The organism is Micromonospora sp. bgisy143 (assembly GCF_057708145.1).
Map to the genome: position 1 here is coordinate 19,792 of NZ_JBYIRN010000027.1, position 18,691 is coordinate 38,482.

Annotated in this window: 20 protein-coding genes; 9 read left to right on the plus strand and 11 right to left on the minus strand. The window is 73.1% G+C overall.

Features of this window, described 5'->3' with window-relative positions; all coding sequences use genetic code 11:
• The first annotated feature begins 19 nt into the window (after positions 1-19).
• Both AC3EN4_RS25550 and AC3EN4_RS25555 read left to right on the plus strand, forming a co-directional pair.
• Positions 20-616: an ArsR/SmtB family transcription factor gene (locus tag AC3EN4_RS25550; protein ID WP_435208385.1), complete on the plus strand. Its 597-nt coding sequence runs from the start codon at positions 20-22 to the stop codon at positions 614-616.
• Positions 613-1,869, plus strand: coding sequence for an MFS transporter (locus AC3EN4_RS25555; protein WP_435208387.1), 1,257 nt, complete (start codon positions 613-615; stop codon positions 1,867-1,869). Before AC3EN4_RS25550 ends, AC3EN4_RS25555 begins: the two co-directional genes overlap by 4 nt.
• 181 nt (positions 1,870-2,050) lie before the next feature.
• Here AC3EN4_RS25555 and AC3EN4_RS25560 read toward each other — a convergent pair whose 3' ends face one another.
• The 4 genes from AC3EN4_RS25560 to AC3EN4_RS25575 form a co-directional block, all read right to left on the minus strand.
• The gene (locus AC3EN4_RS25560) at positions 2,051-2,272 is read right to left on the minus strand and encodes an alpha/beta fold hydrolase family protein (RefSeq protein WP_435208389.1); all 222 of its coding nucleotides are present in this window, start codon (positions 2,270-2,272) and stop codon (positions 2,051-2,053) included.
• A gap of 62 nt (positions 2,273-2,334) precedes the next feature.
• Positions 2,335-2,715 carry a VOC family protein gene (locus AC3EN4_RS25565; RefSeq protein ID WP_435208391.1) on the minus strand — a complete coding sequence of 127 codons (381 nt, stop codon included), beginning with the start codon at positions 2,713-2,715 and terminating at the stop codon, positions 2,335-2,337.
• 119 nt (positions 2,716-2,834) lie between these two features.
• The gene (locus tag AC3EN4_RS25570; protein ID WP_435208393.1) at positions 2,835-3,872 is read right to left on the minus strand and encodes an SMP-30/gluconolactonase/LRE family protein; all 1,038 of its coding nucleotides are present in this window, start codon (positions 3,870-3,872) and stop codon (positions 2,835-2,837) included.
• A 102-nt stretch (positions 3,873-3,974) separates the two neighbouring features.
• The gene (locus AC3EN4_RS25575; RefSeq protein ID WP_435208394.1) at positions 3,975-4,385 is read right to left on the minus strand and encodes an MmcQ/YjbR family DNA-binding protein; all 411 of its coding nucleotides are present in this window, start codon (positions 4,383-4,385) and stop codon (positions 3,975-3,977) included.
• A 141-nt stretch (positions 4,386-4,526) separates the two neighbouring features.
• On the opposite strand from AC3EN4_RS25575, the gene AC3EN4_RS25580 reads away from it, so the two are divergent.
• Entirely contained in the window at positions 4,527-6,329 is a 1,803-nt protein-coding gene (locus AC3EN4_RS25580) for an acyl-CoA dehydrogenase (protein WP_435208395.1), read from the plus strand.
• 3 nt (positions 6,330-6,332) lie between these two features.
• Here the strand turns inward: AC3EN4_RS25580 and AC3EN4_RS25585 are convergent, their stop codons facing one another.
• Complete coding sequence (locus AC3EN4_RS25585) at positions 6,333-6,509, minus strand: hypothetical protein (RefSeq protein WP_234583914.1); 177 nt, start codon at positions 6,507-6,509, stop codon at positions 6,333-6,335.
• Between the two features lie 252 nt (positions 6,510-6,761).
• Positions 6,762-7,475 (minus strand): polyamine aminopropyltransferase, encoded by a 714-nt coding sequence (locus tag AC3EN4_RS25590; RefSeq protein WP_435208396.1) that lies wholly within the window; start codon positions 7,473-7,475, stop codon positions 6,762-6,764.
• Between the two features lie 125 nt (positions 7,476-7,600).
• Here AC3EN4_RS25590 and eccB point away from each other — a divergent pair, with 125 nt between their 5' ends.
• Complete coding sequence (eccB, locus tag AC3EN4_RS25595; protein WP_435208398.1) at positions 7,601-8,971, plus strand: type VII secretion protein EccB; 1,371 nt, start codon at positions 7,601-7,603, stop codon at positions 8,969-8,971.
• Positions 8,972-9,042: 71 nt separating this feature from the next.
• Here eccB and AC3EN4_RS25600 read toward each other — a convergent pair whose 3' ends face one another.
• The 4 genes from AC3EN4_RS25600 to AC3EN4_RS25615 all read right to left on the minus strand — a co-directional run bounded on the left by AC3EN4_RS25600 (position 9,043) and on the right by AC3EN4_RS25615 (position 12,976).
• The gene (locus tag AC3EN4_RS25600; protein WP_435208399.1) at positions 9,043-9,648 is read right to left on the minus strand and encodes a class I SAM-dependent methyltransferase; all 606 of its coding nucleotides are present in this window, start codon (positions 9,646-9,648) and stop codon (positions 9,043-9,045) included.
• Positions 9,649-9,768: 120 nt separating this feature from the next.
• A complete protein-coding gene (locus AC3EN4_RS25605) occupies positions 9,769-10,635 on the minus strand; it encodes a carbohydrate ABC transporter permease (RefSeq protein ID WP_422739829.1) in 867 nt (288 codons plus the stop codon).
• A complete protein-coding gene (locus AC3EN4_RS25610; RefSeq protein WP_435208400.1) occupies positions 10,635-11,585 on the minus strand; it encodes a carbohydrate ABC transporter permease in 951 nt (316 codons plus the stop codon). Before AC3EN4_RS25610 ends, AC3EN4_RS25605 begins: the two co-directional genes overlap by 1 nt.
• Positions 11,582-12,976 carry an ABC transporter substrate-binding protein gene (locus tag AC3EN4_RS25615; RefSeq protein ID WP_435208402.1) on the minus strand — a complete coding sequence of 465 codons (1,395 nt, stop codon included), beginning with the start codon at positions 12,974-12,976 and terminating at the stop codon, positions 11,582-11,584. The genes AC3EN4_RS25610 and AC3EN4_RS25615 overlap by 4 nt, the downstream gene beginning before the upstream one ends.
• A gap of 116 nt (positions 12,977-13,092) precedes the next feature.
• Between AC3EN4_RS25615 and AC3EN4_RS25620 the strand changes: the two genes are divergently transcribed.
• Genes AC3EN4_RS25620 through AC3EN4_RS25640 form a run of 5 tightly spaced genes read left to right on the plus strand, consistent with a single transcriptional unit; the run spans position 13,093 to position 17,294 of the window.
• A complete protein-coding gene (locus tag AC3EN4_RS25620; protein WP_435208403.1) occupies positions 13,093-14,130 on the plus strand; it encodes a zinc-dependent alcohol dehydrogenase in 1,038 nt (345 codons plus the stop codon).
• A complete protein-coding gene (locus AC3EN4_RS25625) occupies positions 14,131-14,952 on the plus strand; it encodes a TIM barrel protein (protein ID WP_435208405.1) in 822 nt (273 codons plus the stop codon). It abuts the gene before it with no gap.
• A complete protein-coding gene (locus AC3EN4_RS25630) occupies positions 14,949-16,301 on the plus strand; it encodes an MGH1-like glycoside hydrolase domain-containing protein (protein WP_435208407.1) in 1,353 nt (450 codons plus the stop codon). The genes AC3EN4_RS25625 and AC3EN4_RS25630 overlap by 4 nt, the downstream gene beginning before the upstream one ends.
• 59 nt (positions 16,302-16,360) lie before the next feature.
• Entirely contained in the window at positions 16,361-16,759 is a 399-nt protein-coding gene (locus tag AC3EN4_RS25635; protein ID WP_435208409.1) for an NUDIX hydrolase, read from the plus strand.
• Positions 16,760-16,808: 49 nt separating this feature from the next.
• Entirely contained in the window at positions 16,809-17,294 is a 486-nt protein-coding gene (locus tag AC3EN4_RS25640) for a DUF2267 domain-containing protein (RefSeq protein WP_435208411.1), read from the plus strand.
• 79 nt (positions 17,295-17,373) lie between these two features.
• Here the strand turns inward: AC3EN4_RS25640 and AC3EN4_RS25645 are convergent, their stop codons facing one another.
• Entirely contained in the window at positions 17,374-18,690 is a 1,317-nt protein-coding gene (locus tag AC3EN4_RS25645; protein ID WP_435208413.1) for a hypothetical protein, read from the minus strand.
• Position 18,691: the final 1 nt, after the last annotated feature.

Sequence of the window (18,691 nt, forward strand, 5' to 3'; positions counted from 1 at the left end):
GAGAGACTACTTTCGAAACATGTCTCTCAAGAATCCGTACGGGGATTTCGAGATCACCGAGCCGCAGGCGCTGCGGGCGCTCGCGCACCCCGTCCGCCTGGCCATCCTCGACCGGCTCCAGCGGCACGGCCCGTCCACGGCCACCGGGCTGTCGTCGCACGTCGGGGCCACGCCGTCGGTGGTGAGCTGGCACCTGCGCCACCTCGCCACGTTCGGCCTGGTCACCGACGCCGACGGCGGCACCAGCAAACGGGAACGCTGGTGGCAGGCAGCCGCCCGCGGGTTCCGCTTCAGCCTGCCGGACGACGCCGAGGGGCAGGCCGCGGCGCGGCAGCTCCGCGGCGAGATGTTCGCCCGGTACGCCGACGCGCCCCAGCAGTGGCTGTTGCAGGAGGAACCCCGACTCGACGACACCTGGCGCGGCCTCGCCGGGGTGGCCGACACCTCTTTCGTCGCCACCCCCGACGAATTGCGCCAGCTCGAGGAGACGATCGAGGAGCTGCTCGCCCCGTACGTCCGGCGCAAGGAGGACGAGACGCCTCCGGCCGGCGCGCAGGTCGTACGGATGCTGCGCTACCTGCTGCCCGAGGTCGCCGACGACGCATCCGCGTCATGACCGCCGTCGACGCCCCGGCCGCACCGGTCCTGCGCCGCGACCGGCGCTTCCGCACCTTCTGGACCGGTCAGACGATCACCGCGTTCGGTGACCGGATCAGCGAGCTGGCCCTGCCCCTGATCGCCGTCTCCCTGCTCGCCGCGACGCCCGTGCAGGTCAGTCTCCTCACCGCCCTGATCTGGCTGCCCAACCTGCTCGGCCTGTTCCTCGGCGCGTGGGTGGACCGGCGCACCCACAAGCGTCGACTCCTGATCATCGCGGACCTGGTCCGCGCGGTCGTGCTGCTCAGCCTCCCGGCGGCGTACCTGTTCGGCGCGGTCACCCTGACCCAGCTCTACCTGGTGGCGCTGCTCACCGGCGCCGGGGAGGTGCTGTTCGCCCTGGCGCAGCAGGCGTTCTTCGTCGCGCTGGTGCCGCGATCGGCCTACGTGGACGCGAACAGCAAGCTCAGTGTCAGCCGCTCCCTGTCGTTCATCGTCGGTCCGGCCGTCGGCGGCGGGCTCGTCCAGGCGCTCAGCGCGCCGGTGGCGGTCCTCGTCGACGCGGTGTCCTTTCTCTTCTCCGCCCTGCTGCTGCGTCGCATCCCGGTCACCGAGACCCCGCCACCGCCACGGCAAGCGTCGACCCTCGGCATGGTCCGCGAGGGCATGACGCTGGTGCTGCGCCACCCGGTGCTACGCGCCGCGCTCGGCTGCACCAGCACCGTCAACTTCTTCACCTTCATCGCCTCGGCGCTGCTGGTGCTCTACGCCAACCGTGAACTCGGCCTGTCGGCCGGCGCGATCGGCGTCGCGTTCGGCGTCGGCGCGCTCGGCGGCCTGGCCGGCGCGGCCCTGGCACCCCGCGTCTCGCGCGCCATCGGGCTCGGCCGCACGGCGATGATCGGCGCGGTGGTGTTCCCCGCCCCGCTGGCGGCGACCGCGCTGATCGCCGGCCCGACCTGGGCGAAGATCGCCATGCTGGCGGCCATCGAGTTGGTGTCCAGCGTCGGCGTGATGCTGATGGACGTCAACCTCAACGCCCTGCTCGCCGCCGTCACGCCGGACGACGCGCGGGGTCGTCGAGCCGGTGCGTACAGCGCCGTCAACTACGGCATCCGACCGCTCGGCGCTCTGGTCGGCGGTGCGCTGGGCACCACCCTCGGTTTGCGACCGACCCTGGTCGTCGCCGGCCTGGGCGGCATGCTCGCCGTGCTGTGGCTGCTCGCGTCCCCGGTGCGCCACATCAGGACCCTCGACACCGTCACACCCTGACGCCGGCGGGCAGTCGCCCCGGGTCACCGCCGCCTCGGCTGGTCCCGCTCCTGACCGGAGGCACCCATCCTCTGAACCGTGATGCCTGTGGGGCATCTTGATGACCCACCGGCATCACGCTCCTCGCACCATCCGCCCCCGGAACCGACCGTGCACGGCCCGTCGTCGGCCCGCGCGCCGGTCAGCTCACCTGCGCCGTGAGCAGCGCGGCCAGCTCGGCGGGCTGGGAGAACATCGGCCAGTGACCGGTGGCCATCGTCACGAGCCGCCACCGTTCACTGTCGAGCAGCGCCGCGACGACGTCGTTGGGCTCCGGCCCGTCGAGCAGGCACTTGACGTACGTGGTCGGCAACTCGCCCGGCGGGGCGAGCGGCGGCCAGTCGCCGCCGTTCGCGGCGAGCACGGACTCGAACGCCGCCCGGCCGAACCGCGAACCCTACTGCTGCCCTGCGACAGGCTCGCGGGTCACGACCAGGTCCGGGCCTGGGCGTCGAACACCTCGGATGGACTCTCGACCGGCAGGACGCAGAGCAGGTGCCCGCCGGGCGCCCGCAGGATGCGGCACTCCCGCCACCGCGTCACCTCGGAGGCGCCCAGGCCGACCAGCCGCGCGGTCTCGGCCGGCACGTCGTCGGTCTCGATGTCGAGGTGGTAGCGCGGCGCGTCGTCGACGGCCTGAACGGCGGTGACCAGGCCGGGCACCGCCTCGTGCAGACCGACGAACTGCGGCTCGTCCGGGTGGGACCGGGTGTCGACGCCGAGGGCCGCCGACCAGAACTCCGCCGCCCGCGCGGCCTCCGCCTCCGGTGCGTCGATGAGCAACGCGTACACACGGCTTCGATGCATGCGAGGCAGGATATCGAGGACTCCTGCTATCCACCCGCCGCGCCGAGGTGAGTGGCGATCTGGGCCGGTAGCGGATAGGGAATCTCGACCGGTAGCAGGTTCGTCGCCGCTCGCTCATCTCAGGCGTGGTCGTTCGGTGGCGGGCCGGCGTCGACCGGCATCCGGTAGACGTGCACCGGGTAGGCGACGGCCGGGTGCCCGCCGTTGAAGCCGGCCGTGAGATGGAGTTGGGCCGCCGGCAGCCAGAGGTGCCCCTCGGTGTCCAGCCACATCGCGTCCACCCAGTTCAGGCGGGGATCGGCGACGAGCGTACGCACGCTGCGGTCGGGCCCGATGGCGAGGACGCGGCGACGCTCGATGTCGCTGACGTAGATGGTGCCGAGAGCGTCGATGGCCGTACCGCCGGTGCTCGGGGTGTCCGCCCAGGGCTCGACCCGCCGGGCCAACTCCTCGGCGGACAGCGTCGGGTCGTCCAACCACCGGGTGCCGATCCGGGACATCCCACCCGAGGCCGGCTGGTAGTACAGCCACCGCCCGTCCGGTGACACCTCCAACTGGTCGGCGTGCAGGCACACCTGCGCCCCGCCGGGATCGTGCAGCGCCCGACCGTCGGCGATCACCGGGCCGCCCACCGTGCTCGGGTGGCCGTCCAACACCCGCCGGCACCGACCCGAATCCAGGTCCACCACGATCAGGCCGGGCGCGCCCGCGTCGGTGACGTACGCGGTGCCGCCGTGGAACCGGACGTCGTCGACGTAGCTGTGCCGGCGCACGGCGGTGTCGAGGCGGTAGACCCGGTCCACCCGGTCACCGGCCACGTCGACGACGATCAGCCGTGCCCCACCGGGCACCTGCTCGCCGCCGAGCTGCCGGGCCCCCGCGTCGACGATCCACAGTCGACCGTCCGGGCCTGCGCGCAACCCGTTGACGTGCACGTACGCGCCGTCCGGCGGTTGGTCCGGCGTGTTCCACGCCGCGTCCGGGTACGGGTTGCGACGGCCGTCCGGCAGCGCCTCCACCACCTGCGCACCCGGCCGGTCGGCCGACGGATAGCTCAGGAAGATCCGCCCGGCGAGCGTGGTCACCCCCGTGCACACCCGCTTCTCGGCGAGCATTGGCGTCAACCGAGGGTCCTCCTCGGTGCCAGGCATGGGCATGGGTCCGCTCCTCAGCCGACGGGCGACGTCGCCGTGCCCGTCGATGGTCCGCCACCGCTGGCGCGGTATCCCCGTGTCGGCCCCGGCGAAACGCCGGCCGCCTCAGCCGGGCCGGTCGACCCGGGCGGCGAGCCGTTTGGGCGCCTGCACGCAGTAGCTCTCGGTGAGCAGCTCACTCACCTCGTCCCAGTCCGTCTCCGCGCCCAGGACCATGCCCATGACGGTCGGGCTCCAGTCCGGCTTGTAGAAGGGAGGCCCGACGCTCAGCAGACCGGCGATCTCGTCGAGCGGGGCGCGGAACACCAACAGGCAGGCCGGACGGTCGAGCGCGGCGGCCCGCGCGTGCACCGCCTGACGGTCGGGGTCGACGGTGAGCACATGGGCGAAGGTGCGCTTGCGGATCCGCCAGCGGGTGCCCACCCAGGCCGGCTCCTCGTAGGCCTCCGGCAATCCACAGCAGATCGGGCGCAGCCTGTCGAGGATCTCGGGCTCGACGTCTCCGGGGGCGGTCACGGACAGGCACCCTAGTCGGCGGGTACGACAACGACGGCCGCCGCCGGCCGGCGGTGGTGTGCACCCGGCGTATCGGTCAGGATGGGTCGGGGTCGGCACCGTCCGCCGACCCGACCCACCCGAGCGCTGTCGAGGAGTTTCGTGCCGTCCACCCTGCTCTCCCGCCGTGACCTGGACTTCCTGCTGCACGACTGGCTGCGGGTGGCGCATCTCGTCGAGCGTCCCCGGTACGCCGAGCACTCCCGGGAGACCTTCGACGACGCCCTGGACCTCGCCGAACGCGTGGCGACCGACCAGTTCGCCCCGCACAACCGGGCCGCCGACCTCGCCGAGCCCACCGTCGACGGGGATCGGGTGCGGACGATCCCGCAGATCGCGGCGGCGTTGCGGAGCTTTGCCGAGACGGGACTGCTGACGGCGGCGATGGACGACGCGGTCGGTGGTCTGCAACTGCCGCACGCCGTCGCCGCCGCCTGCTTCGCCTGGTTCCAGGCGGCCAACGTGGCCACCTCCGCGTACCCGCTACTGACCCTCGGCAACGCCAACCTGTTGCTGGCACACGGCAGCGCCGAGCAGGTCGACACCTACGTGCGGCCGATGCTCCAGGGGCGGTTCTTCGGCACCATGTGCCTGTCCGAGCCGCACGCCGGCAGCTCGCTCGCCGACATCACCACCCGGGCCGAGCCGCAGCCGGACGGCACGTACCGGCTGTTCGGCACCAAGATGTGGATTTCCGGGGGTGACCACGAACTGGCCGAGAACATCGTCCACCTGGTGCTGGCGCGGATCCCCGGCGGTCCGCCCGGGGTGAAGGGCATCTCGCTGTTCGTCGTACCCAAGGTGCTGGTCGGCCCGGACGGCTCGCTGGGCCAGCGTAACGACGTGGCGTTGGTCGGGCTCAACCACAAGATGGGCTTCCGGGGCACCACCAACGCGCTGCTCAGCTTCGGTGACGGCGGGCACACCCCCGACGGTCGGCCCGGCGCGGTGGGTCACCTGGTCGGCGCGCCCCACCAGGGATTGGCCCAGATGTTCCACATGATGAACGAGGCCCGGATCGGCGTCGGCGCGGGCGCCACCGCGCTGGGCTACACCGGCTACCTCAAGAGCCTGGCGTACGCCCGGGAACGGCCGCAGGGTCGGCCGGTCGGCGCGAAGGACCCGGCCACGCCACAGGTGCCGATCATCGACCATCCCGACGTCCGACGGATGCTGCTGGCGCAGAAGAGTTACGTGGAAGGGGCGCTCGCCCTGGTGCTCTACTGCGCCCGGCTGCTCGACGAGGAGAAGACCGCGCCGGCCGCCGCCGACCGCGAGCGGGCGCACCTGCTGTTGGACGTGCTCACGCCGATCGCCAAGAGCTGGCCGTCGCAGTGGTGTCTGGCGGCCAACGACCTGGCCATCCAGGTCCTCGGCGGCGCCGGCTACACCCGCGACCACGATGTGGAGCAGCACTACCGCGACAACCGGCTCAACCCGATCCACGAGGGCACCCACGGGATTCAGGCGCTGGACCTGCTGGGACGCAAGATGACCATGCACGACGGCGCGGGCCTGCTCCTGCTCACCGGCGCGATGACCGAGACCGTCGAGCGGGCGCGGCGGGCCGGCGGTGAGCCCGCCGAGTTGGCCGACCGGCTGGCCACGGCGGTGCACCGGATCACCACCGTCACCCGGCGGCTCTGGGCCGGCGGCGACCCGGTGCTCGCGCTGGCCAACGCCAGCGTCTACCTCGAGGCGGTCGGGCACGTGGTGATCGCCTGGATGTGGCTCGAACAGGTGCTGGCGCTGCCGCCCGCGGAGGGCGGCGACTCCTTCCACGCCGGCAAGCGGCAGGCGGCCCGCTACTTCCTCACGGTCGAGCTGCCCCGCACCGGCCCCCAGTTCGACCTGTTGGACAGCCTCGACCGCACCGCGCTCGACATGAGCGCGGACTGGTTCTGACCGTCACCGTCGGCGGGTCTGGTGGTGCATCGCCTGCCGGCCCTTGACCACGCCGAGGATGATCACGATCACCAGCGCGATCAGGCCGATGATGATCAGCCAGCGGACCGCCTCGAGGAGCAGCCCGAGCAGAATCAGCACGCCGGCGACCACGCCGACGACCCAGAGCAGGGCACGCATCGCGACCTCCCGTAACCCGGCCGCGGCGCTCGATGCGGCGACCCCAGGGCCGCACCTTCCCGCCCCCGCGAAACCCAAACACCCCCGCCCACCCCCACCCCCACGCCCACCCCCACGCCACCCCCTGCGCGATCTTGCACTTTCTGTCGCCGCAAAAGGGACTTCAGCCCGCAGATCACCAACACAATTCGCAAGATCGACGGGGGCGAGGGCGGGGGCCGGGGCGGGGGCGGGGGCGGGGGCCCGGGTGAGTCAGCTGCGGGCTACGTAGACGGTGTTGGCGGACTGGCCGCCGGTGAGGGGGTTGGCGAAGGGCACGACGTGCGCCTGGGCGGTCGTGAACACCTTCCCGAGCGCCGCGGTGAAGCCGTCGTCGGGTGGGTCGTCCGACCAGAGCGCGAAGACGCCCTCCGGGCGGAGCAGCGCGGCGAGCCGGCGGAGGCCGTCCGGCGTGTAGAAGGGCGCGTGGCTCGGGTGCAGGACGTTGCGCGGTGAGTGGTCGACGTCGAGCAGGACCGCGTCGAAGCGTCGCCCGGGCACCTCGGCGTCGAACCCCTCGTCACCCGCCACGGCGGCGAAGAAGTCGGCCCGTACGAACCGGGTCCGCGGATCCTCGGCCAGCCCGGCCGCGAAGGGCAGCAGCCCGCGCCGGTGCCAGTCGATGACGTCCTCGATCGCCTCCACCACCAGCAGCGTCCGTACCCGCGGGTCGGCCAGCGCGGTGCACGCCGTGTAGCCCAGCCCGAGACCGCCGACCACCACGTCGAGCGTGTCACCGGTCAATTCGGCGAGGCCCAGTCGGGCCAGCTCGATCTCGGCGACGGGGAAGAGGCTGGACATCAGGTACTCGTCGTCGAGCTTGACCTCGTACACCTCGACCTGGAGCGCCGGATCGCGACGCCGTCGCAGGCTGATCGCGCCGATCGGTGTCTCCCGCCAGGCCAGCTCCTCGAAACGCGCGCCCACGCTGCCCTCTCGCCGCCGGATTCGTCCCCGAATGGTACCGGCCGGGTTCCGCCCGCCACGCAGGGTCCACGGGACATCGACGCAGCGCATATCCTGTGCGCGGTCGAACCAGCGGAAGGGAACCCATGCCGTCGCGGCAGGATCAGCTGCACTCCTACCAGTTCAGCGTCCAGCGGGCGGTCGCCGCGCTGGTGATGCGGGAGACCGATCCGGCCCAGTCGCCGTTTCGACGGCTGGCGGGCGCGGGCCTGGCCAGCGTCCTCGTGGCGGTGATCGCGCTCGGCGGCGCGGCGCTCTACGGCCTGTTCGCCGGTGGTGGCAGCCGCTGGCGCGACCCGGGCGCGGTGATCGTGGAGAAGGAGTCCGGCGCCCGGTTCGTGTATCGGGAGCAGAAGCTGCATCCGGTGCTCAACTACGCCTCGGCGTTGCTGATCGTCGGCGCCGACCAGTCGAAGACCGTGTTGGTCTCCCGGCGCTCCATCGACGGCGTGCCGCGCGGCCTGCCCCTGGGCATCGCCGACGCGCCGGACTCGTTGCCCGCGCCGGGTCGGCTCGCGCGGGCGGCCTGGACGGTCTGCTCGACGACGGCCGGCGAGGACTCCCGGTCGGCGTTGCTCATCGGCGTCGACCCGGCCGGCGGCCAACCACTCGGCGACGACGCGCTGCTGCTGCGCCACCCGGACGGCGGCCTGCACCTCGTGTGGCACCAACGTCGGTACCTGATCCGCGATCCCAACCGGGTGCTGGCCGCGCTGGCGACCACCCGGACGCGGGCCGTGCCCGTCGCACCCGCGCTGCTCAATGCCCTGCCCGCCGGCGTCGACCTGGCTCCGCCGGCGCTGCCCGGCGCGGGCCGGCCCGCCACCCGGGTGCCGGGCGCCACCATCGGGCAGGTCTACCTGGTGCGCAACTCCGGCGGCGGCCGGCAGTACGCGGTGGCTCTCGACGGCGGGCTGGCCGGGATCACCGAGTTGCAGGCCGGGCTGCTGTTGGCCCGTACCGGGCAGGGGGAAGCGGAGTCGATGACGTTGGGCCGGTTCGCCGAGCTGCCCACCATGCCCGATCTCGCCCCGAGCGGCCCGACCGCTCCACCGCCCGCCCCGCCGCGGCTCGCCGCCGTGGACGATGCGGCCATCTGTACCCGGGTCGGGGACGACGGCGCGGGCGAGGTGCGTCGGGGCGTACGCCTGCCGGATCTGGCGGCCGTGCCGCGGACCGCGTCGTCCGGCGGCGCGGCGCTGGCCGACCACGTGGTGGTGCAACCCGGTGGCGGGGCGGTGGTCGAGGCCACCGCGACGCCCGGCGCGTCCGGTGGTGCGGTGTCCGTGGTGACCGACCTGGGCCGGCGGTACGTGCTGGCCGACCGGGAGGTGCTGCCGATGCTCGGTTACCGCGACGTGCGACCGGTACGGCTGCCCGCCGGCCTGGTCAGTCTCGTGCCGGCGGGGGCGACGCTCGACCCGGCCGCGGCTCGGGCCGTCGCCGCCCCGTCCTGACGGCGCCCGGCCCGGCGCGGCGTCGTGCTGCCCCCGGCCGTCGTTGGCGTCGTCCTGACGCCGGCCGGGCGTCAGGACGCCGGACGGCGCAGGATGCTGACCGCGAAGGGTGCGTCGTCGCGCCATGGGCGCAGGTCCCAGGTGGCGAAGCGGTGCTCCAGGCGCAGCCCGGCGGCGACCGCGTCGGCGTCGAACGCGGTCAGCGGGTAACCGCGTTCGGTGCCGAAACCCACCGCGAGGACGCCGTCCGGACGTAGGTGCCCGGTGAGCCGGCGCAGCACCTCCGGCTCGGTGCCGACGGCGACGAACGCGAGCACGTTGCCGGCGAGCACGGCGGCGTCGAACGGCTCGCTCTCGCCCATCGCCGGCAGGTCCAGGTCGGCCAGGTCGGCGACCAGCCAGCGCGGGCCGGGGTGGTCGGCGCGGGCGGCGTCCACGAGGACGGGGTCGGCGTCCACCCCGACCACGGTGTGCCCACGCTGGGCCAGGGCCGCGCCGACCCGGCCGGTGCCGCTGCCGGCGTCGAGGATCCGCGACCCGGGCGCGACGAGCGTGTCGACCAGCCGGGCCTCACCGGCCAGGTCGGCGCCCTCGGCGGCGAGTTTGCGGAACCGGTCGACGTACCACTGCGAGTGCTCCGGGCCGGTGTCGGTCGCCCAGCGGGTCGGGTTGGCCATACGGCCACCGTAACCGGGCCGGACGGGGCAGGCCCGGCGGGTGCGGCGATCGGTGGCGGCTCAGCGGCGCCGGGGGTCGGCGTGTCGTACGGCTGGGCCGCCACCGATCGCGCGGCAGGCTCAGCCCTTCTCCGCGCCGCTGGTCAGGCCCTCGGTCAGCAGCCGTTCGCTGGCGAAGAAGAGGATCACGATGGGCAGGGTGAGGACGACCGAGCCGGCCATCAGCACCGTCTTGGGCACCTCCACGCCGTCGGAGAGCAGGGACAACCCGAGCGACACCGTCCACCGGTCGGGCTTGTCGACGAGGAACAACAGCGCGAACAGGAACTCGTTCCAGGCGATCATGAAGTCGTAGAGCGCGACCGCCATGATCGATGGCGCGGCGAGGGGGAGACTGACCCGGCGGATGATGCCGAGCCGGCCGGCGCCGTCGATCGCGGCCGACTCCTCCAGGCTGACCGGGATGGTCTCGAAGTAGTTCTTCAGCATGTAGACCGAGACCGGCAGGGTCTGCGAGATGTAGACCAGGACCAGCCCGAACAGCGAACCTCGCAGTCCGGCCAGGCTGAACACCACGAACAGCGGGATCGCGATGACGATCGACGGGAACAGGTAGACCGCCAGGAACAGGAAGTCGACCTGCCGCCGGCCGAAGAACCGCAGCCGGGCCACCGCGTACGCGCCGGGGATCGCGACGAGCAGCGTGAGCACGGTCGCCGCGACCGCCACCACCGCGCTGTTGCGGATGAAGGTGAGGAAGCCCTGGCCGCCGTCGCCGGTGGCCTTGAGCACCTCGGCGTACGTGGCGACGGTCAGCTCGCCGAAGCCGACGCCCAGCGCACCCGGGTCGAGCAGCAGCCGTTCGATGGGGCGTACCGAGAGCACCAGCATGTAGTAGAAGGGAAAGACGGTGACCAGCAGGAACGCGGCGATCACCAGGCGGCGCAGCCAGCGCAGGCTGACCGTCTCGACCATGTCCCGGTCCATCAGCCGACCCTCCGTCCGAAGAAGCGCAGGTAGATCAGCACGAACACGATGAGCACCACGGCCAGCACGACCGCCTGCGCGGCGGCCGCCCCGATGTCGGTACGGGCGGTGAGGAACTCGTAGACCCGGACGCTGACCACCTCGGTGCCGGCGGCCCCGCCGGTGAGCAGGTAGACGTCGTCGAACTTGTTGAACGTCATGATGAAGCGCAGCACGCCCAGCAGGGCGATCACCGGCAGGAGTTGCGGCAGCAGGATGTGCCGGAACCGTTGGGTGGGGGTGGCCCCGTCGACGCGGGCGGCCTCCTCCAACTCGCCGGGCACCGCCTGGAGGCGGGCCAGCAGGAACAGGAACGCGAACGGGAAGTACCGCCATGCCTCGAACGCGATGACCGTGGCCAGCGCGGTCGACTCCTGGGTGAGGAACGGCACCGGCGCGTCCCAGCCCAGCAGGCGCTGCCCCCAGTGGTTCACGATGCCGAGTTGCGGGTCGAGCATCACCTGCCAGACGAAGGTCACCGCGACCACCGGTGCCACGTACGGCAGCAGCATGGAGGCGCGTACCAGGGTGCGACCGCGGAACGGGCGGCGGACGACGAGCGCGGCGACCAGGCCGAGCAGGATCGACCCGACGGTGCCGCCGACGCTGTAGAGCAGGGTGACCCACAGTGTGTCGGCGAAGCCGGGGGTGTGCAGCACCCGGTCGATGTTGTCCAGGGTGAGGTCGCCGAACAGGCCGGTCTTGCGCAGGGTGGCGAGCCGGACCCGCTGGAAGGCGAGCACCACGGTCCAGATGATCGGGATGCCGATGACGGCGATGGTGACGAGCAGGGTCGGTGCGACCAGTGCCAGTCCGGCGCGGGATTCCCGGCGGCGCAGCGTCAGCGGTCGGCGGCGGGCCCGCTCCGGCCGCGTCTCGGTGGGGGAGCGACCGGGCGCGGTGGTGGTCAATTGACGCCCGCCTTGATCGCCTCGACGTCCTTCTTCGCCCGGCCGGCGGCGCCCGCCGCGTCGGACTTGCCGGCCACCAGGTCGCCCAGCGCCTTGGGCACCGGAAGCTCGCCGAGCATCGCGCCGACCAGCTTGCCCTGGCCCTGGCTGAGCCCCCAGCGGCCGAACGTGTCCGGGCTACGCCGCAGGGTGGCGAGCACGTCGTCGCCGTACACGTCGGTGAGGGGCTTCTTGGTGTCCACCCCGGCCGGGCTGGTGGTCCAGGCGGTGAGGAACGCCTCCGGGTCGGTCGGGGTGCCCTTGCGCACCGGGAACCGGCCCTCGGGGGACATGCCGAACCAGCGCGGGTAGCCGTCGCCGAGCAGGTACTCCACGAAGGACTTCGCCGGGTCGGTCACCGCGCCGTCCAGCACGGCCCAGGAGCTGATCTCGCCGTACTGGGCCGGCTCGGTGCCGTTCGGGCCCTTGATCGCGGTGACGAACCCGCTGTTCCTGGCCAGGAACGCCGGGTCCGCCTGGCACTGCGGGCAGGTCGGTCGGGCGTCGTTCCGCAGCCCGGCCAGCTCGTCGAGGATGAACGGCGACCAGATCACCATGGCCGCCTTGCCCGCGAAGTAGGTGGCCCGGGTGGTGTCGACGTCCTGTGCGCCCTTGACGGAGCTGGTGCGGATCAGGTCGCCGTAGAAGCGGAACGCCTCGACGCACTGAGGGGAGTCCAGGGTGACGGCGCCGGAGTCGTCGGTGAGCTGGCAGCCGTTGGCCAGTGCCAGGTGCTCGAAGGTCTGCTGGGTGAAGACGTCGCTCGCCGAGGTGGCGGCGGTGATGCCGGCCACGCCGCCGGTGTTCAGCCTCGCCGCGGCGGTGGCGATCCGCTCGTACGTGTCGGGGGCGGGCAGGCCGGCGGCGTCGAACAGGTCCTTGCGGTAGACGAGCAGTTGCCCCCACCCGTCGCTGGGCACGGCGAGCTGCTTGCCGTCGTCGGAGGTGAGTTCCAGTGCCCGGGGGGAGAACGTCTGCCGGCCCAGCTTTTCGACGACCTCCGCGTTCGCCGAGGCGTGCAGCAGTTCGTTGCCCGCGAGCGTACGGACGCCGGCCAGGGAGACCGAGCCGACCACGTCGGGCAGGTCACCGGCGGCGGCGTTTGCGGCGATCAACGAGGGGAATTGGTCCTCGTTGACGGTCACCAGGTCGACCTGGATGCCGGTCTTGGCGGTGAAGTCCGCGATGATCGCCTTGGTGGCGGTCACCCGGTCGGCGACGTCCTCCAGGCTCCACACGGTGATCTTCTTGCTGTTGCTGTCGGACCCGTCGTCTCCGCAGGCCAGCAGGGTCGACGCGGCCGTTGCCAGGATCAGGGTGGTGGCGAGTATCCGCCTCGGAGGTGCTGACATCGGTGGCACTCCTCTCGAAGGGTACAAGACGGATTCAACACCTTCGATTGATCAATAGCAAGACATATGGCTATTTCTTGGCTATTCTGGAGCCCAGTGCTACCGGGATGTGACACATGGGCAACTGGGTGGTCTCCCTCGCCGGGCCTCGACAGATCAGTCTCGAGCCCTGCCCGCCAGATCCGCTCGGTCCCGGCCAGGTCCGGGTCCGCACCTGCTACTCGGGCATCTCCGCCGGCACCGAGTTGACCCTCTACCGGGGCAGCAATCCCCGGCTCCGCAAGGACTGGGACGACACCGTCCGCATGTTCGTCCCCCGCCAGACCCCCGTGCCGTACCCGTTGGTCGGCTTCGGCTACGAGGAGGTCGGCGAGGTCGTCGAGGTGGCCGCGGAGGTCACCGACCGGCATCCGGGCCAGCTCGTGTGGGGCATCTGGGGGCACCGCGCCGAGGCTGTGCTCCCCGCCGACGCGGTCCGTCCACTGCCCGTCGGGCTGGACCCGCTCGCCGCGGTCTTCGCCCGGCCCGGCGCCATCGCGCTGACCGCCGTGCTCGCCGGTGACCTGCACCTGGGGGACTGGGTCGGTGTCTTCGGGCAGGGCGTCATCGGGCTGCTCGCCACCCGTCTCGCGGCGCTCTCCGGTGCCCGGGTGGTGGCGGTCGACCGGGTGCCCGGCCGGCTGGCCCACGCCACCCGCTACGGTGCCCGGTCCACCGTGGACGCCTCGGTCCGGTCCGCCGCCACCGTGCTGCGCGAGGCGACCGGTGGCCGGGGCGCGGACGTCTGCCTGGAGCTGTCCGGGGCGTACCCGGCGCTGCACGAGGCGATCCGCTCCACCGCACACGCCGGTCGGGTCGTGGCCGCCGGCTTCTACCAGGGCCAGGCCGACGGGCTCGGCCTCGGTGAGGAGTTCCACCACAACCGCATCCAGTTGGTGGCGGCCCAGGTCTCCGGGCCCACCCCCGCGCCGGGCACGGCCGGCCGGTGGACCGGTGACCGGGTGGCGCAGACCTTCATGGAACTGGTGGCCGACCGCAGCGTCGATCCGTTGCCGCTGGTCAGCCACATCGTCGACGCCAGCGCGGTCGCCGACGCCCTCGCGCTGCTCGACCGCGGCGCCGGTGACGTCCTCCAAGTGGTGTTGAGGTTCTAGATGACCACCATCGCGCTCGCCTGTCAGGAACAACTCCTGCCGGGCACCGACCTGATCCAGAAGTACGCACTCGCCACCGCGCTCGGCTACCAGGGCATCGAGCTGCGCGGTCGGGGCGACCTCGCGTTCGCCCGCCGCCTGCCCGAGCTGCGCCGGGCCCGCGCCGCCGGCGTGGTGATGCCCACCGTCTGCGTCGAGATGACCCACTTCATCGGCGACTTCGACCCGGCCCGCTCCGCCGACGCCGTGGCCAACCTGCGCTCGCAGCTCTCGGTCATCGCCGAGCTGGGCGGCGTCGGGGCGATGACCCCCGCCGCGTGGGGGATGTTCTCCCGGCGGCTGCCACCGTTCGAGCCGCCACGTCCGCCGGCCGGCGACCGGCAGGTGCTCCTGGACGCCCTCGGCGAGCTGGGCGAACACGCCCGCGCCGAGGGGGTCACCCTGTTTCTCGAACCCCTCAACCGGTACGAGGACCACATGGTGAACCGGCTCGACGAGGCGGTGGCCCTCTGCGCCACCCTCGGGCTGCCGTCGGTCCGGGTGGTCGCCGACACCTTCCACATGAACATCGAGGAGGACGACCTGCACCGGGCGCTGCGCGCCGCCGCGCCGTACCTCGGACACGTGCAGGTCAGCGACTCCAACCGGTACCAGCCGGGCGCCGGGCACCTGGACTGGACCGGGCTCGTGCGGACCCTGCTGGAGCTGGACTACCGGGGGTGGCTGTCCCTCGAGTGCCGGCTGCGCGGCGACCCCGTCCGCGCCCTCGGTGCGGCCGCGACGGTGCTGCGGCACGCGCTGCCCCGGCGGGCCGCCGCATGACCGCCGGGGCCGTCCCGACCCGCATCGGTGGTACGGCCGAACCGGCCGGGCTGAGCCGACTGGCCGTCGCCACCCTCGACGCGAACTGGGAGCACGACCACACGGTGCCCTCGCGCACGCTCTATCCCCACCAGTGGAGCTGGGACTCGGCATTCATCGCGATCGGGCTGGCCCACGTCCGGCCCGGGCGGGCCTGGCGGGAGCTGGCGAGCCTGTTCCGAGCGCAGTGGGCCGACGGGCGGGTGCCGCACATCGTGTTCAACCCGGCGCTGCGGGTCGGCGCGTACTTCCCCGGTCCGGAGCTGTGGCGCTCGGCCGACGTGCCGGGGGCGCCGAGCGTCGCCACCTCCGGCCTCGTCCAGCCACCGGTGCACGCGCTCGCCGCGCTGCTCGCCTACCGGCGCGCGCCCGACCAGCACGGCCTGGCCGCGCTGCGCCAGCTCTACCCGGCGCTGGTCGCCCAGCAGCGCTACCTGGCGCAACGGCGGGACGTGGCCGGTGACGGGCTGGTGTGCGTCGTACACCCGTGGGAGTCGGGTCTGGACAACAGCCCGGCCTGGGACGAGCCGATGGCCGCGGTCGACGCCGAGGCGGCCGTGATGCGCGCGTACCGCCGGCACGACACCGCGCACGCCGACGCCGCGCACCGCCCCACGGACCTCGACTACGCGCGCTACCTGGCGATCGTCGCGGCCTACCGCGACCACGGCTACGCCGACCGGGACCTGGCCGACGGCCATCCGTTCCTGGTGGAGTGCCCATTGTTCAACGCCGCGTTCTCCTCCGCCGAGCACGCGCTGGCCGACATCGCCGCGCTGACCGGCTTCGACCCGGGCCCTCACCGGGTCCGCGCGGACCGCGTCACCGAGGCGTTGGTACGACGGCTGTACGACCCGGGCACCGGCACGTTCCAGCCCCGCGACCTGCGCACCGACCGGCTCGTCGGCGCGCGTACCGTGCTCGGGCTCGCGCCGTTGCTGCTGCCCAACCTGCCGAACCGGCAGGTCGACGCGCTGGTCGCCGAGGCGACGTCGGCGCGTTTCGGGGTGGCCCGGCGGATGGACCGGCCGTTGCCCAGCCACGACCGCACCGCGCCCGACTTCGAACCGCTGCGGTACTGGCGCGGACCGAGTTGGCTGAACATCGGCTGGCTGGTCCGGCGGGGCCTGACCACTCACGGGCACCCGGAGTTGGCCGCCGGCCTACGCCGTTCGATGATCGACCTGGTGGCCGGCGCCGGCTGCCACGAGTACTTCCACCCCGACACGGGGGCCGGGCTGGGCTCGCCGGCGTTCGGGTGGACCGCCGCTCTGCTGCTGGACCTGCTCGCCGACGAGTCGACGTGCTGACCTGCTGAACGGCGTCGGCTGGTAGCGTGCCCGGTCCCGCTGGCCGTGAAGGGGACGACGTGCGCGAGATCGACAAGGTGGCCTGGATCCTGATCGAGGACGGGCGGGTGCTGAGCACCCGATCGCAGGGCAAGGACGTCTGGTACCTGCCCGGCGGCAAGCGCGAGCCGGGGGAGAGCGACCTGGAGACCCTGCGCCGGGAGATCGGTGAGGAGTTGAGCGTCGAGGTGGACGTGCGCGGGGCGACCCACCTGGGCACGTTCACCGCCCAGGCGCACGGGCACGCGGCCGGCGTCGCGGTGCGGATGACCTGCTATCAAGCCGGCTACCGGGGGCGGCTACGGCCGGCCAGCGAGATCGCCGAGATGGCCTGGCTCGGGTACGCCGACCGGCACCGTACCTCCCCGGTCGACCAGCTCATCTTCGACCACCTGCGGGCCGCGGATCTGCTGCGCTGACCCGGTTCCGGCCCGTTTGCCCCCGCCGCGCGCGGGTAACCGCCCCGGCGTGACCGACAGCGCGGGCGGCGACGGGTTTCCGCAGTTCATCGACGCGGTGTCCCGACGCTCCGGCCTACCCACCGGGCAGGCCGCCGCCCTCGCCCGCGCGGTGCTCACCACGATGGCGGAACGCGTCACCGGCGCCACGCCCGACCCCGCCGGGCACCTTCCCGACCAGGTCGACGGCTACCTGTACGACTTCGCGCCGGACGCCCACCCGACCGACTCGACCCCGATTCCGACGACCGGCGGTGCCGGGCTCGACACCGGTGTGGGCCTCGACGTCGGCGGTGCCGCCGCCCCGCCACCGATGGACGCCGGGCCGGTGGACTTCCTGCGCCGGGTCGCTCGGCGGGCCGGGGTGGACGCGGCCACGGCACGGCTCGGCACCGGCGCCGTCTTCGCGACCCTGCGCGAGGCGGTGACCGTCCGGGAGTTCCACGAGATGGTGGCGCGGCTGCCCCGCGACGAAGGTCCGTCCGATCTCGCGTGATCCACACCAGATCGCCGACGTGGGTGGATCCCGAAGCGCCGAAGCCGCCACATCGCCGACCCGGTGTGGATCAACGGCTTCACCTTTCGGCGTCGGGCAGCTCCTCGGGCTCGGTGACCCAGGCGGAGAAGACCGGCACCCCGTGCCATGGCCCGGTGGTCCCGTCCGCCCTGCTGTCGGTGGCGACGGCCACCACCGCGTACGGGTGCCCGAAACGCAGCTCGGCAGTGCGGGCGACTCCCTCCGGTGGCAGGCTGACCGTGCCGAACATCCCGGTCACCGCCGCCGCCTCGAACCCGTACCGGCCGTACCGGGCCATCGCCACCTGCCGCGCCTCGAAACCCTGGACCGGTTGGTCGAGCGCCCTGCCCAGCGTCACCGCGGCGGCCTCGAAGCCCAGCGCCTGGGCGGTGAGATCGTGCTCGCTGCGCGCCGACCAGCAGGGGAGTATCGCCTGATGCCGCTCCTCGCGGCCGTCGCGGGCGCGGGTGCGTACCCGCTCCTCGCGCAGTGTCCACAGCGGGGTCTCGCCGAGCGGCAGGTCGAACAGTGAGCGCCGACCCGCGGGTTGCGCGCCGTCGGCCGCGCCGGCGCTGAGCCGGTACGCGGTGGCGAGCACATCGGCCGCCGGCACGTGCGGCGCGGCGGCCACCGAGAGCACCACCAGCCCCGCGCCGTCGACCGCCTGGGCCCGGGCGGCGTGCACGATCACGTCGCCGGCCCGCTCGGTCGTGACGATGGCGCCCCGGTGCCCGTGGCCCGGGCTGCGCAACGCCTGGCGGAGGTCACCCGCCCAGGCGCTGCCGGTGCCGAGTGCCCGCGCGTCGGTGACGTCGAACGGCTCGGCCCACGAGATCCGGGTGGCGAGCGCGCTGGCCAGGGCGAACACCACATCCGGGCGGACCTTCAGGGGAAACGTCTCGATCAGGCCGTCGGTGTGCTCGCGCGCCCAGGCGTCCAACCCGGCCTGGTCGGGCAGCGGGCCGACCTCGGTCGTCGCGGGGAGCGTGGCTCGCCATCCGCCCGGCTCGTCGACCCCTCGACCCGCTCGGAGCCACAGCGCGGTGGCGGACGCGACCAGGGGGTGCGGCGCGTCCAGCAGGACACGGGCCGCCTCCGCGGCGCTGGCCAGGTCGGTCCCCAGCGCCGCCACCAGGGCCGCGGCCGCCGCGTCCGGGCCGGCCGCCGACGCCGGGCCGACTGTCGCGCCCGGGCCGACTGTCGCGCCCGGGCCGGCTGCGTTCGGGCCGCTGGCCTGGTCGGCTTCGGTCGTCGCGGCGCTGAGCGCGAGCAGGAGCCAGGCGCCGAGCGGGGAGGCGACGTGGTGCCGGTCGCCGATGGTGGCGTGCAGCCGCTCGGCGTACCCGGACAGCGGGCCGTGCAGGTCTGTCGTCATG

What these genes read in the sequence shown, in the direction of transcription:
- AC3EN4_RS25550 (WP_435208385.1), top strand. Translation starts at nt 20, where the DNA reads ATGTCTCTCAAGAATCCGTACGGGGATTTCGAGATCACCGAGCCGCAG.
- AC3EN4_RS25555 (WP_435208387.1), top strand. Translation starts at nt 613, where the DNA reads ATGACCGCCGTCGACGCCCCGGCCGCACCGGTCCTGCGCCGCGACCGG.
- AC3EN4_RS25565 (WP_435208391.1), bottom strand. Translation starts at nt 2,715, where the DNA reads ATGCATCGAAGCCGTGTGTACGCGTTGCTCATCGACGCACCGGAGGCG.
- AC3EN4_RS25570 (WP_435208393.1), bottom strand. Translation starts at nt 3,872, where the DNA reads ATGCCCATGCCTGGCACCGAGGAGGACCCTCGGTTGACGCCAATGCTC.
- AC3EN4_RS25585 (WP_234583914.1), bottom strand. Translation starts at nt 6,509, where the DNA reads ATGCGTGCCCTGCTCTGGGTCGTCGGCGTGGTCGCCGGCGTGCTGATT.
- eccB (WP_435208398.1), top strand. Translation starts at nt 7,601, where the DNA reads ATGCCGTCGCGGCAGGATCAGCTGCACTCCTACCAGTTCAGCGTCCAG.
- AC3EN4_RS25600 (WP_435208399.1), bottom strand. Translation starts at nt 9,648, where the DNA reads ATGGCCAACCCGACCCGCTGGGCGACCGACACCGGCCCGGAGCACTCG.
- AC3EN4_RS25605 (WP_422739829.1), bottom strand. Translation starts at nt 10,635, where the DNA reads ATGGACCGGGACATGGTCGAGACGGTCAGCCTGCGCTGGCTGCGCCGC.
- AC3EN4_RS25615 (WP_435208402.1), bottom strand. Translation starts at nt 12,976, where the DNA reads ATGTCAGCACCTCCGAGGCGGATACTCGCCACCACCCTGATCCTGGCA.
- AC3EN4_RS25620 (WP_435208403.1), top strand. Translation starts at nt 13,093, where the DNA reads ATGGGCAACTGGGTGGTCTCCCTCGCCGGGCCTCGACAGATCAGTCTC.
- AC3EN4_RS25625 (WP_435208405.1), top strand. Translation starts at nt 14,131, where the DNA reads ATGACCACCATCGCGCTCGCCTGTCAGGAACAACTCCTGCCGGGCACC.
- AC3EN4_RS25630 (WP_435208407.1), top strand. Translation starts at nt 14,949, where the DNA reads ATGACCGCCGGGGCCGTCCCGACCCGCATCGGTGGTACGGCCGAACCG.
- AC3EN4_RS25645 (WP_435208413.1), bottom strand. Translation starts at nt 18,690, where the DNA reads ATGACGACAGACCTGCACGGCCCGCTGTCCGGGTACGCCGAGCGGCTG.